This is a genomic window from Salinimicrobium sp. 3283s (assembly GCF_039602225.1).
Lineage (GTDB): Bacteria > Bacteroidota > Bacteroidia > Flavobacteriales > Flavobacteriaceae > Salinimicrobium > Salinimicrobium profundisediminis.
Genome location: NZ_CP143631.1, coordinates 3,689,966 through 3,702,683, shown reverse-complemented (window position 1 = coordinate 3,702,683; position 12,718 = coordinate 3,689,966). Strand labels below are relative to the sequence as shown.

The 12,718-nt window shown below is 41.1% G+C and carries 11 protein-coding genes; 7 read left to right on the top strand and 4 right to left on the bottom strand.

What is annotated here, in order from left to right; translation table 11 throughout:
- Positions 1-110: 110 nt before the first annotated feature.
- Positions 111-509, top strand: a complete 399-nt coding sequence (locus tag VS868_RS16405) for a thioesterase family protein (RefSeq protein WP_345598753.1) — start codon at positions 111-113, stop codon at positions 507-509.
- Here the strand turns inward: VS868_RS16405 and VS868_RS16400 are convergent.
- Genes VS868_RS16400 through ribD form a run of 4 tightly spaced genes read right to left on the bottom strand, consistent with a single transcriptional unit; the run spans position 506 to position 3,636 of the window.
- Positions 506-1,120, bottom strand: coding sequence for a YigZ family protein (locus VS868_RS16400; RefSeq protein ID WP_345598752.1), 615 nt, complete (start codon positions 1,118-1,120; stop codon positions 506-508). The genes VS868_RS16405 and VS868_RS16400 overlap by 4 nt on opposite strands.
- Positions 1,111-1,989, bottom strand: coding sequence for an EamA family transporter (locus VS868_RS16395; protein WP_345598751.1), 879 nt, complete (start codon positions 1,987-1,989; stop codon positions 1,111-1,113). Before VS868_RS16395 ends, VS868_RS16400 begins: the two co-directional genes overlap by 10 nt.
- Positions 1,986-2,594 carry an HAD family phosphatase gene (locus tag VS868_RS16390; RefSeq protein ID WP_345598750.1) on the bottom strand — a complete coding sequence of 203 codons (609 nt, stop codon included), beginning with the start codon at positions 2,592-2,594 and terminating at the stop codon, positions 1,986-1,988. The genes VS868_RS16395 and VS868_RS16390 overlap by 4 nt, the downstream gene beginning before the upstream one ends.
- Positions 2,587-3,636 carry a bifunctional diaminohydroxyphosphoribosylaminopyrimidine deaminase/5-amino-6-(5-phosphoribosylamino)uracil reductase RibD gene (ribD, locus tag VS868_RS16385; RefSeq protein WP_345599853.1) on the bottom strand — a complete coding sequence of 350 codons (1,050 nt, stop codon included), beginning with the start codon at positions 3,634-3,636 and terminating at the stop codon, positions 2,587-2,589. The genes VS868_RS16390 and ribD overlap by 8 nt, the downstream gene beginning before the upstream one ends.
- Before the next feature lie 29 nt (positions 3,637-3,665).
- Between ribD and VS868_RS16380 the strand changes: the two genes are divergently transcribed.
- The 6 genes from VS868_RS16380 (at position 3,666) to VS868_RS16355 (ending at position 12,624) form a co-directional block, all read left to right on the top strand.
- Entirely contained in the window at positions 3,666-4,151 is a 486-nt protein-coding gene (locus VS868_RS16380; protein WP_345598749.1) for a GNAT family N-acetyltransferase, read from the top strand.
- Between the two features lie 195 nt (positions 4,152-4,346).
- Positions 4,347-5,192 (top strand): peptide chain release factor N(5)-glutamine methyltransferase, encoded by an 846-nt coding sequence (gene prmC / locus VS868_RS16375; protein ID WP_345598748.1) that lies wholly within the window; start codon positions 4,347-4,349, stop codon positions 5,190-5,192.
- The gene (locus tag VS868_RS16370) at positions 5,189-5,854 is read left to right on the top strand and encodes a VOC family protein (protein WP_345598747.1); all 666 of its coding nucleotides are present in this window, start codon (positions 5,189-5,191) and stop codon (positions 5,852-5,854) included. The genes prmC and VS868_RS16370 overlap by 4 nt, the downstream gene beginning before the upstream one ends.
- Positions 5,851-7,842, top strand: coding sequence for an NAD-dependent DNA ligase LigA (gene ligA / locus VS868_RS16365; RefSeq protein WP_345598746.1), 1,992 nt, complete (start codon positions 5,851-5,853; stop codon positions 7,840-7,842). The genes VS868_RS16370 and ligA overlap by 4 nt, the downstream gene beginning before the upstream one ends.
- 656 nt (positions 7,843-8,498) lie before the next feature.
- Positions 8,499-12,266: a PAS domain S-box protein gene (locus VS868_RS16360; protein ID WP_345598745.1), complete on the top strand. Its 3,768-nt coding sequence runs from the start codon at positions 8,499-8,501 to the stop codon at positions 12,264-12,266.
- Entirely contained in the window at positions 12,235-12,624 is a 390-nt protein-coding gene (locus tag VS868_RS16355) for a response regulator (RefSeq protein WP_266068855.1), read from the top strand. The genes VS868_RS16360 and VS868_RS16355 overlap by 32 nt, the downstream gene beginning before the upstream one ends.
- Positions 12,625-12,718 lie beyond the last annotated feature (94 nt).

Here is a 12,718-nt window from a genome sequence, read left to right as displayed (position 1 = left end):
AAATTATCTGAAAAAAAAACGTTTGCCTACTTGAAATTTAACAAAAATTTTAGCATACTTCGTTCACTGTGAAAGTACAAAACCGAATCAAATAATTCATTAAAAAAATCATGAAAAGCCACTTCACCTATGTTAAAGTTCGATATGCAGAGACAGACCAAATGGGAGTCGTGTATCACGGCAACTATGCACAATATCTGGAAATTGCACGTATTGACTGGCTTGATGCTCTGGGGATCTCGTATCGAAAAATGGAAGAAGACGGTGTGATGCTGCCCGTGTATGAACTTAACCTCAGGTTTAAGAAATCTGCCAAATTTGATGACAAATTAAAGATCGAAACCCGCCTAAAAAGAAAACCCGGAGTACGTATTGAATTTGAGTACGAAATCTTCAATCAACATGGGGAACTGCTCACCGAAGCTGAAACTACCCTCATCTTTGTTGATATGGAAAAGAACAAACCCATCAGGTGTCCGCAACACATTCTTGAAAAGCTCGGGTTTTAATCTTCCAGTTCTTTAATCGTTACTTTATAGGTAGCGTCAAATTTTTCGTAGATCCTTTCGGCTTCACTTTTTCTAACCGAAATAATGATCTTGCAATCCAGTTCAAGAATTTGGTCAACAACATTTAAATTGTTTTCCTTGATCACCCGCATCACTTTATTCATTTCGGGATAGTCAAAAGAGATCTCAAACTTCAGGTCGATGGTGCGGGTAACGATATTAGATTCCTCCAGCGCCATTTGGGCAGCAGTTTTGTAGGCGTTGATCAATCCTCCAACTCCCAGTTTTACCCCGCCAAAATATCGTACTACCACAATAAGAATATTGGTAACTTCAAAGGATTGGATTTGTCCGTAAATAGGCATTCCGGCCGAATTTGAAGGTTCGCCGTCATCATTGGCCCGGTAGTGAAAATCGCTTTTTCCAAGTTGCCAGGCATAACACCAGTGCCTCGCAGAGTGGTGCTTCTTTTTAACCTCCTCAAGCAATTCCTTTATTTCTTCTTCGGAAGTTACAGGAAAAGCATATCCAAAAAACTTACTGTTCTTATCTTTAAAAAGGACTTCTGCTGAAGGTTTGGTGATGGTTTTATAAGTGTCTTTTACATCCATTCTTCAGAAGTTGCGATTAAAATAATACTGGCAACTGCCAGCAATATCCCAATCCAGTTCTTGGGTAACATCCTTTCCCTGAACAAAAGAATTCCAAGGAAAGTAGAGATCATTACAATAGCGACATTGTTCACCGGAAAAATTGTAGAACTTTCCATGCCCTCTGTACGCAGGGCGAGCACCAGGAAATAAATAGAACCAAAATTCGGGATTCCCAAAGCCACGCCGCCAATGACATTTTTGAAGCTGAAGTTTAATTTTCCACTTATTTTCTGAAAGAGAAGAATAAAAATTCCAATAATTCCCGCAATCGCAAAAATAGTTGAAGAGAACAGGGCAACATCGGCTTCGGCGACATAAGAAGTCTCCAAAAATTTAAGCGTGCTGTCAATAATTCCGCTGCCAAAGAACACCAGGAGCGGAAAAACCAGGTTCCTTTTTTTGATCTTTATTCCCTCTTTCTTTTTGATAGAAGTGAGGTAAACCGCCACCAGGGCGAGTACAATTCCGATGATCTTGGTCAAACCTGTGCTTTCATTATATAAAATGATCCCGAAAAGTACAGGAATGGCGACCGACATTTTGGTAGCGACAGAGACTACCGATAATCCGCTTTTTTGAGTGGTAAGTGCCGCCAGGTAAAACACCGCGATAAACATAAACCCGAGAATAAAGGTTCCTAAAAACCAGGCTTCCGAAACCACTTTTGACACATTTAGGGGTTGCCGGTCTACCAGCATTCCCGCCGAAAAAGCGAAAAAATAATTGAAAATAATGGCTTGTAACGTGTTGATCTTAAAGCGCTCAAAAAGTTTAAAGATTACAAAGATCACACTTGAAGAAAGTACACTTAACAGCAGGTAGATCAAAACAATTCGCTTTTAATGGTGAATAGATCGACCACATCCTCATTTACAGGATCAATATTCCAGGTGTGAATGCCCAGTTTAGCAGCCGCTTCGGTATTTTCTACAGTGTCGTCAATAAAAAGTGTCTCTTCCGGATTAAGATCGTGTTGTTGCAGTACAAAAGTGTAGATTTCAGGATCGGGTTTTCGAAGGTTGATCTCCTGGGAAAGGTAAAATGCATCAAAGCAGTTTTTAAATTCTTCAAAAAACGAAATATTCTGCTTCACCCAGTCAATATGAATATGGTTGGTGTTGCTCAGCAAAATGAGTTTGTATTTCCCCTCTTCTTTTAACTGCTGAAGAAATTCCAGCCGGTGCTTTGGAAAATCAATCAAAATGGAATTCCAGGAATTCACAAATGCTTCTGAAGTCAACAGCGGAAAAGATGCGCAATACCCTGAAATGAATGCTTCCGAAGAGATTAAACCTTTTTCATAGGCCATGTTTTGCTGCAGCATTTCCTCTGAAAAATGGGATATTTCGAACTTCTTTAATTCCCGTGCCGTGGCTGGTTTATCGAGGTTGAGAAACACATCTCCAAAATCAAATATGATGGTTTTAATCATTGAAAATAACTTTTAGGTGGTCCTGATCCACTTTTGTTTCAGAAATAAGCCTGCCGGTCACTTCGGGAGCTTTTATTCCCTCTTTAAAATGTGTTTTTCCGGTGAAAATCCGGGCTTCATCCCATAAACCGGCATCAATAAAGGTCTGCAGGGTTTGCCGGCCGCCTTCAATGATCACCGACTGGATTTCGTGACGGAAAAGTACTTCACAAACCTGTTGCGCAAGGTCTTCCTTGAAATCCAGGGTCTCAAAAATGACATTTTTGGACAAGATTTTTTCTGAAGGATCTTCAGTAAGAACTATAGTCTTCACCGATCCGTCAAAAAGGTGAGAATCTTTCGGAATTCTCAGGTTTCTGTCCAGCACAAGCCTAATCGGGTTATTTCCCTGCCACAGCCGGGTGTTGAGTTGAGGATTATCGGCTACTGCAGTGTTCGTGCCCACCATAATCGCCTGTTCTTCGGCGCGCCATTTGTGAACCAGCTGTTTTGAGTATTTCCCGGTGATCCAAACGGGCTTTCTTTCGGCATTTTTGAGAGGTAAGGGTGCTAAAAATCCGTCGCTGCTTTGAGCCCATTTCAGAATAATATAAGGGCGTTTTTTCGTGTGAAAGGTAAAAAAGCGTTTGTTGAGTTCGCGGCATTCCTGTTCCAGAACACCCACTCTCACCTCGCAATCGGCATCCATGAGCTTCTTAATTCCCTTGCCGGCAACTTCCGAAAATGGATCTACAGTGCCAATCACCACTTTTTTGATTCCGCAGTCAATGATCAGGTTGCTGCAGGGTGGAGTTTTTCCGTAATGGCTGCAGGGTTCCAGGCTCACATAAATAGTAGACTTTGGAAGCAGACTTTTATCTTTTACCGAATTCACTGCATTTACTTCGGCGTGAGGTTCCCCGGCTTTTTGATGCCAGCCTTCGCCAATAATCACCTCATTATGAACAATAACACTGCCCACCACAGGGTTGGGATAGGTCCTTCCCAGTCCGTTTTGCGCCAGCTGAATACAGCGGTTTATGTATTTTTCATGTATCTTCACCGTCACAAAAATAGCATTTAATAGAGATAATGAGCAGTTATGTAATACGGGAAATTAAACCCGAAGATAATGAGCAGGTTAAAAACTTAATAAGGAGTGTGCTGGTAGAAATGGGGGTGCCAAAAGTGGGAACAGCTTACGAAGATGCCGCCCTTGAAGATATGCATGCCGAATACAACGCGCCAAAAAAGGCATATTTTGTTGTTGAAGATAAAGACAGGATCATTGGAGGCGCGGGAATTGCACCTTTGGCTAACTTTGAAGGGGCTATTTGTGAACTTCAAAAAATGTATTTTTTACCTGAAGTGAGAGGAAAGGGTGTAGGTGCTCAAATGATGACTACCTGCCTGGAGTTTGCCAAAGAGCAGGGGTTCCAAAAATGCTATATTGAAACCCTGCCTTATATGAAACAGGCGCAGAAGCTTTACCTTCGTTCAGGTTTTGAGTCTTTGGAAGGTCCGCTGGGCGATACTGGCCACTACAACTGTAATGTTTGGTTGATAAAGGATCTTTGATCCTAAATTCCAAATTCCAAAGATGATTTGAAGATTTGGGAATTTGAAGATTTGGGAATTAAAGTTCTCAATCAGGGGGATTTAGTAGAATCTGCGGAAATCTGCGAAATCTGCGGGAAATCCTTTATAGAAAGTCTTTGCGCTCTTTGCGGAAATATTTGCGCCTTTTGCGAGAAAACAGACCAGTTAAAAAGAATGAAAATAACTGCCTTTAAAAATACCTTTTTTGACACCCTGGAAGGAGAGTATCCTAAGGAGGAAATTGGTTCTTTCTTTAATATCCTGCTTCAGGAGTTTACCGGACTCACCAGGTTGGATCTTGCTTTGGATCCGCAGCGGGAACTTTCGGAAGAAACTGAGGAGAAGCTCAGGGCTGCTTTGCAAAGGCTTCAGCAACATGAACCCCTTCAGTATATTATAGGGACTACAGAATTCTTCGGATTAAATTTTCAGGTAAATTCAAACGTGCTAATTCCGAGGCCGGAGACCGAGGAGCTGGTGCAATGGATGCTCGACGACCTTAATGCTTCCGAAGGAATAAAGATTTTAGATATAGGCACCGGTAGCGGCTGTATCGCAATTTCCCTCGCAAAACATTTACCCAAAGCCGAAATCACAGCCATAGATATTTCTGAAAAAGCCCTGAAAACAGCAAAACTCAATGCCGGTTTAAATGAAGTAGCGGTGAACTTTATTCATAAAGATATTCTTGCTGCTGAAGGGCTGCCTTCAAAGTTTGATGTAGTAGTTTCCAATCCGCCTTATGTGCGGGAGCTCGAAAAAAAAGAGATGCAGCGCAATGTGCTCGAGCATGAACCTGAAACAGCACTTTACGTAAAAGACCACGACCCGTTGATCTTCTACCGAAAAATCACAGAGCTGGCGGCCGATAACCTTGAACCGGGCGGGAAACTTTACTTTGAGATCAACCAGTACCTGGGAAAAGAAACGGAAGCACTTTTAGCAGAAAAAAATTTCGCAACCAGCTTAAAAAAGGATATTTTCGGGGTAGACCGCATGCTAAGAGGAATAAAATCATGAGAATCGAATTTCTGAAACTTTACACTCCAAATGTCCAGGCGCAGTTCCGCTTTTATAGCGAAGTGCTGGGGCTGCCGGTGGAAAAGATTTCCGAAGAAAATTTCCGGGTAAAAATGGGGTTTTCGATCCTCGAATTTGAAGAGGACAAAAACGCCACGCCTTATCATATTGCATTTCATATTCCGGCGCATCAGGAAGAAAAGGCGTTGCACTGGTTAAAGCAGCGGGTGGAAATTCTGCCCGATGATGGCAATGAAATTATTGATTTCCCCGCATGGCAGGCGAGATCGGTTTATTTTTATGACAAAGATTCGAATATCCTCGAATTTATTTCCCGCCGACATATGTATGAATCTGCTTCCGAAGAATTTTCTTCAGCAAGCATCAAAGGCATCAGTGAAATTGGGCTTGCTACCTCGAATGTGGAAAAGCAGTTTAATTTTTTGAATTCTGAATTTGGCCTCACAAAGTTCACCGGAGATTATGAGCATTTTTGTGCCACTGGTGATGATGAAGGGCTTTTCATTATCATAAACAAAGAACAAAAAGACTGGATACCCGTTGGGGATAAAGCCTATCCATCTCCTTTTGAAATAAAAATATCTCTCCAAAATGCCATTTTTGGAGCCTCATTTAAGCACGAAAGACTAAGTCTTCTATGAAACCTGAAGAAAAAATAAAAAAGCTGCGGGAAGAACTTCACCGCCACAACCACCTGTATTACGTACTCGATAAGCCGGAAATATCCGACTATGACTTTGATCAAAAACTAAAGGAGCTACAGGAGCTTGAAGAGAAACATCCCGAATTTTATGACGAGAACTCCCCAACTTTAAGGGTTGGTGGGGCTGTCACTAAGAATTTTGCCACCGTGGTGCATGAGCACAGGATGTATTCACTTGATAATTCTTATTCTAAGGAAGACTTGGAAAACTGGGAGAAAAGAATAGAAAAACAGGTTGATGGAGAGGTGAATTTCACCTGTGAATTGAAGTATGACGGGGCATCAATTAGTCTTACCTATGAAAAAGGGGAATTTAAGCAGGCCGTTACCCGCGGCGACGGGATTCAGGGCGATGATGTAACAAATAATGTACGAACCATAAGGTCTGTTCCTCTAAGACTGAAAGGTGATTTTCCCGAAAAATTTGAGATTAGGGGCGAAATTGTGCTTCCGTACGAAGGTTTCGCCCAGCTTAATGCTGCGCGAGTGGAGGCCGGAGAAGAGCCTTATGCGAATCCGCGAAATACAGCTTCGGGAAGCCTGAAGTTGCAGGACAGTGCCGAAGTGGCCCGGCGGCCTTTAGATTGTCTTTTGTTCAGCTTAACCGGAAACCTTCCGGGGATCAAGTCGCAGTATGAAGGGTTGGAAAAAGCGAGAGAATGGGGCTTTAAAATTCCTGCGGAAGCTAAACTGGCCAAAAGCCTGAAAGAGGTGATGGAGTTTGTGAATTACTGGGATGTGCACCGGCACGATTTGCCTTATGAGACCGATGGGGTAGTGGTGAAAGTTAACAGCCTGCACCAGCAGGAAGAGCTGGGGTACACTGCTAAATCTCCACGTTGGGCCATGGCTTATAAATTCAAGGCCGAGCAGGTTTCCACTAAGTTGAACAAGATCAGTTACCAGGTGGGCCGCACAGGAGCCATAACTCCGGTGGCAAACCTGGAACCCGTACAACTTGGAGGTACAACGGTGAAAAGAGCATCCCTTCATAATGCCGATCAAATTGAGAAACTCGATGTTAGGGAAGGCGATGAGGTTTATGTGGAAAAAGGAGGAGAGATCATTCCGAAGATCGTTGGAGTAGATTTTACTAAAAGAGATCCGGATTCAAATCCCACTCAATATATCACCAATTGCCCGGAATGTGATACTGAGTTGGTGAGAAATGAAGGAGAGGCGCAGCATTATTGTCCTAACTTTAATGGTTGTCCGCCACAGATCATTGGAAGAATCCAGCATTATATTTCCAGGAAAGCGATGGATATTGAAGGTCTGGGAGGGGAAACAGTGGCACTTCTGGTCAATGAAGGCCTCATAGGAAACTACGCCGATCTCTATGAGTTGAAGAAAGAACAGATCCTGCCGCTGGAGCGTATGGCTGAAAAATCGGCTGAAAATTTGATCAATGGGATAGAGAACTCAAAGCAGATCCCATTTGAACGGGTACTTTTCGCCCTGGGAATCCGCTATGTGGGGGAAACTGTAGCCAAAAAGCTGGCGAAGGAGTTTAAAAACATTGATGCTTTGAAAAATGCAAATCAGCAGGAATTAGAAAATGTTGATGAGATAGGGGAGCGAATTGCCGAGAGTGTGGTGGAGTTCTTTGCAGATGAAGAGAACCTGAAAAACGTGGAACGACTGAAAGGTTACGGCTTGCAATTAGAGATTTCTGCCGAGAAACTTGCCGGACAAACGAACAAACTGGAAGGCCAGACCTTTGTGGTTTCTGGAGTATTTGAAATGTCGCGCAATGACCTCAAGAAGCTCATTGAAGACAATGGTGGAAAAGTTTCAGGCTCTATTTCTTCAAAAACAAGTTATGTGGTAGCAGGCGAAAATATGGGCCCCAGCAAACTTGCAAAAGCTGAAAGTCTCCAGATCCCAATCATTGATGAGAAAAAATTTCTCAAAATGATTGAATAACTTAATAACTAGGCGCTGAAAGAAAGTATGGTGGTTAGTATCACTGAAAGAATTACAAAGATGGTGAACATCGATCTCTCCTGAAAATCGAAGTGGTCATAGCTTTTTTGAATTATTCTTTTAATCATGGCAATTTTTTTATTACAATATCATTTTCAACTAAATAAGAGCGGGCAAATTTAAATTTTTATTCAGTTGCAGCTGCTCCAGAATCATATTTTAACCAAATTTTATTCTTCCCTCATCATTTGTTCTTATTAAAGAATGTAATATTCAGGTATAGGTTATTCATTATCAGTAAGTAGGCCTGTATTTGGCGTGCAAAAGTATTATATTTCCTGCAGATTATTTATGATCCAGATCACTTAGTTATTCCAAAAAAAATCATTAAAATTATGAATGATTTAATAAGTGGTATGATAGTGCAGGAATAATCCTATCTGGTTATTTACGAGAATCTTTCAGTGAGGACTGTATGACCTTGAAATAAGGTGAAAACTCGCTAAGATTTTAAATTGATAATTGATATATAAAGTTGGTAAAGACTTATTTAGAGGATAATAGTTAAAATTGAGGTAGCTAATAATGCTGTCTTAAAAAAAGTCTATTTTCGCTAATTAATGTATTTCATCGATAAAATAATGATTTCGTCGAGTATGTCTGAAAATGCAGTTACTAATAATGTTGTTCTTTTTTCCTCTTCAGACAGTTGTTTTGCAGATGTAGCTGACGTGTTAAAGAAAGAAAACCTGAGGATACTTTCAGAGAAAGAAGAGGTTATTGATGCCGTTCATTTTCGAAATAAGAGCCGTCCCAGCCTAGTAGTTGCTGAATATCAGGAGAAGCTGGATGCTGTTTACAGAGATCTCATCAAGAGTATACCAATTCCGCTGGTTCTAATAATAGGTCCTCAAGACGAAGAGAAAGCTATTGATCTTTTAGAGGCAGGAGCTTATGATTACATTTTTCGAGATCGGCTAAAGAGACTTCCCCTGGTTCTAAATAAAATAAAGGTAAGAAACCGAAAATCGGCCGGTAAGTCCAAAATGACCTACCAGTCAATTTTTGAGAATAGTATAGACGCAGTCATTTTTACCGTACCCGGTGGTCGTATATTGGCTGCGAATCCTTCGGCATGTAAGATGTTCCAAAGAACATCTGATGAATTGTCTGGATTAGGGCTTCGGGGAATTATTGAAGAAGAGAATGCCATTTTGAAAGAACTTCTGGAACCCAAAAGTTCAGAAGCCGGTTTTGTGGGGGAAATGATCCTGAAAAGAAAAAATGGCGCTACATTTCCTGCAGATGTTTTTTCCGCAGTATCATTCCACGAAACAGAGAATGCCAGAACCGCAATAGTCATCATCCGCGATATTTCGAGAAGAAAGACAGCAGAGGAAGAGTTACTGCTGTCAAAGAAGAATTATGAACATTTGTTTGAATTCAATCCGCTTCCAAACTGGATATTTGATCTTGAAACCCTCGAAATCCTGGCAGTTAACCGGGCCGCAGTGAAGTATTATGGATATACAAAAGAAGAGTTTTTAAATTTCCATCTCAGTGATCTCCGGCCTCAGGAAGAAATTCCGGTACTTACTGCCAATTTGCAGCGTATAAAGGATGAAAAGGGATTGCTTAATGTGGGTAATTTCATTCATAGGAAAAAAGACGGCTCTTTAATTACTGTTGAAGTGCACGGGTACAGTATTCTCTTTAAAGGCAGGAACTGCCGGCTGGTAACCGCTATTGATATCACCGAGAAAGAGAGGATCATTCAAAAGCTTGAAGATAAGAGCAAGAAACTTCTTTGGGCCGAAGAACTGGCGAAATTTGGTTATTGGCAGGTAGGGGTGAAGGGGGATAACTTTTTTTGGAGTGATGAGGTTTACAGGATTTGGGGGCGAAAAAAAGAGGATTATAACCTAGATTTTGAAGGTTTCCTAAAAACCATACATCCCGATGACCTAGAGACTTTTCTACATGAGCGCGGTGTCGCCCTTTCCGGAAGTAAGGATATGGATTTTGAACACCGGATTGTCCTGCCCGATGGTAGTATCAAATGGGTGCATGAAAAAGGAAAACTGGTTAAAAATAACAGGGGAGAACCGGTAAAGCTGGAAGGTTCTATACAGGATGTGACAGACTATAAGAATGCGATGCTCAAATTGAAGCAAAGTGAAAGCAGGCAACGTGCTATTCTTAAATCACAAACGAACTACCTTACCAGAATAGATCTTCAAGGGAAGTATTCTTACGTGAATGAAAAATTTATTACTGATTTTAACTGGATCTCCCCCAATGGAATTTTAGTGGGTAGAAAAGCTATTGAGACTGTGATGGAGTATGATCACCTCAAAGTAAGCAGTGCCTTTAAAAAATGTTTAGCTAATCCCAATGTTGTTCACCAGGTAGAAATTGATAAGTCACAGGAAGGCGGAAAAGTTAAACCTACCCTCTGGGATTTTATATGCCTCACAGATGCCGAAGGAAAGCCTGTTGAACTACAGGGAGTGGGAATTGATATTACCGACAGGGTAGAGGCAGAGCGCTCCCTCAAGGAAACCAATGCCCGTTATGAACTGGTTTCCAAAGCTACTTCAGATGCTATTTACGATTGGGATATACAAACTGATCATCTCTTTTGGGGAGAAGCATTCTATGTTTTGTTTGGTTATTCTCAGCAAGATTTTTCTCTCTCAATTGATTCCTGGGCAAAAAACATACATCCCGACGAAAGGCTTGTGATTAATGAAAGCCTGTCCCGCACCTTAGAAGGTAGCGAGAATCATTGGGAAGCAGAGTACAGGTTCCAAAATGCAGATGGAAAATACTCTTTTGTAGTAGAAAAAGGTTTTATTCTTAGAGATGAAAATGGAAAAGCACTACGTATGGTTGGCGCTATCCAGGATGTGACAGAAAGAAAGAAACTGGAAGAACTCCTGGATGAAGCTTCAAAGCTTTCACGTATAGGGAGTTTTGAATTTGATTTTGTTCAGGACACCGTGTACTGGTCTCCGGTTACCAAAGAGATCCATGAAGTGGCACCCGATTTTAAGCCCGATCATGAAAAAGGGTTCCTCTTTTGTAAGGAAGGTGAAAACCAGGAGCGAATGAAAGCGGCACTTAAAAATGCTGTTGAAAATAATGTGCCTTACGATCTTGAAGTGCAGATTGTTACTGCAAAAGGCAATGAGTGTTGGGTGAGGAAGATTGGGCGTCCCACTTTTGTTGACGGTAAGTGTATAAGGATCAATGGCAGCGTGCAGGATATTTCTAATATCAAGAATTCAGAATTAAAAGCTTTAAAAGCATCAGAAGAAAAGCAGACCATCCTTGAAAGTATTGGTGATGCGTTCTTTACGGTTGATAATGAATGGGTGGTGACCTACTGGAACCAGCATGCAGAGAAATTACTTGAAAGTAATAAAGACCGCATTCTTGGAAAGAACTTTTGGGAAGTTTTTCCCGATGCCGTTGGTACTAAATTCCATACCTGCTACTACAAGGCTTCAAAAGAGCAGATCATCGTTGATTTTGAGGAATATTTTGAGAGGGTGAACAAATGGTTCGATGTGACTGCATATCCTTCTAAAGGTGGATTATCGGTCTATTTCAGGGATGTGACCGAAAGAAAAGAATCGGAGTTGAAGATCATCGAGCTCAACAAAAACCTGAAAGCCTATACTGAAGAACTTGTTTCGGCAAATAAGGGACTTGAACAGTTTTCGTATATCATTTCTCACAATTTACGCGCTCCTGTAGCAAACATCATGGGGTTGGGAGAACTGCTGAAAGAGGATTACCCTTTGGAAGTAAAAACACAGTTTCAGGAAGAGCTGCTTTCTAACGTCGAAAGATTGGACACTATCATCAAAGACCTGAATAATATACTTCAGGTTAAGGTAGATATGAGTGAAAAGAAGGAGCCTATTGTACTCAGTGAATTGGTTGAAAGTGTGCAATCGGGTATCGGGCAGGTTATTCAGAAGGAAAATGTTCAAATTATCACAAACTTTTCCGAAGTACCTTATATAAATTCTATCAAGACCTATCTACATAGCATTTTTTATAATCTTATCTTTAATAGTATCAAGTACCGCCGACCCGAAGTTTCTCCTGTAATTGAAATTACTTCTGAAGAGAAGTCGGGTAATGTATGTATTACTTTTAAGGATAACGGGATGGGGATTGACCTTTCAAAAAAGGGGAATCAAATCTTTGGCCTTTATAAACGCTTTCATCATCACGTAGAAGGAAAAGGTATGGGGCTTTTTATGGTAAAGACCCAGGTTGAGCTTTTAGGAGGTGAGATTCAGGTGACGAGTGAAGAAAATAAAGGGACACAATTCACTATTGAATTTAAGCATGAAAACAGTAGAAACAAGTTAGAAAATGAAGAAGCCGAGGCAGTATATAATAGTTGATGACGACCGCACAAATAACCTTATTTGTGAGTACGCCGTTAAAGGTTATGATCCCGGTGCTAAAGTGATAAGCTTTACTAACCCTGAAGCTGCCCTCATTCATATTGAAAAGGAACTTAAAGCTGAAGGCCAGGTGCCTACAGTGTTGTTTGTTGATGTTAACATGCCCGCTATGTCGGGTTGGGAATTCCTGGAAGAGCTGGAAAAGTTAGATCACGGAATAAAACAAAAATTCACCATCTACATTTTATCGTCTTCAACTGAAGACTTTAATGAGGAGAGGGAACAATTTCCATACGTTGCCGACTTCCTTTCCAAACCCCTTTCTAAAACCAGCCTGGAACAAATTCAGCCGTAGGTACTCAAAAATGACATTTTTGAGAAGGTTTTTTTGTTGGTCTTAATTACGCTTCTCTGCAGGTGATATTATTCCAAAGATCTCAAAAACAGCT

Bases quoted from the DNA above. Each gene is read 5' to 3' on its own strand.
- VS868_RS16405 (WP_345598753.1), top strand. From the start codon at position 111: ATGAAAAGCCACTTCACCTATGTTAAAGTTCGATATGCAGAGACAGAC.
- VS868_RS16400 (WP_345598752.1), bottom strand. From the start codon at position 1,120: ATGGATGTAAAAGACACTTATAAAACCATCACCAAACCTTCAGCAGAA.
- VS868_RS16390 (WP_345598750.1), bottom strand. From the start codon at position 2,594: ATGATTAAAACCATCATATTTGATTTTGGAGATGTGTTTCTCAACCTC.
- VS868_RS16380 (WP_345598749.1), top strand. From the start codon at position 3,666: ATGAGCAGTTATGTAATACGGGAAATTAAACCCGAAGATAATGAGCAG.
- prmC (WP_345598748.1), top strand. From the start codon at position 4,347: ATGAAAATAACTGCCTTTAAAAATACCTTTTTTGACACCCTGGAAGGA.
- VS868_RS16370 (WP_345598747.1), top strand. From the start codon at position 5,189: ATGAGAATCGAATTTCTGAAACTTTACACTCCAAATGTCCAGGCGCAG.
- ligA (WP_345598746.1), top strand. From the start codon at position 5,851: ATGAAACCTGAAGAAAAAATAAAAAAGCTGCGGGAAGAACTTCACCGC.
- VS868_RS16360 (WP_345598745.1), top strand. From the start codon at position 8,499: ATGTCTGAAAATGCAGTTACTAATAATGTTGTTCTTTTTTCCTCTTCA.
- VS868_RS16355 (WP_266068855.1), top strand. From the start codon at position 12,235: ATGAAGAAGCCGAGGCAGTATATAATAGTTGATGACGACCGCACAAAT.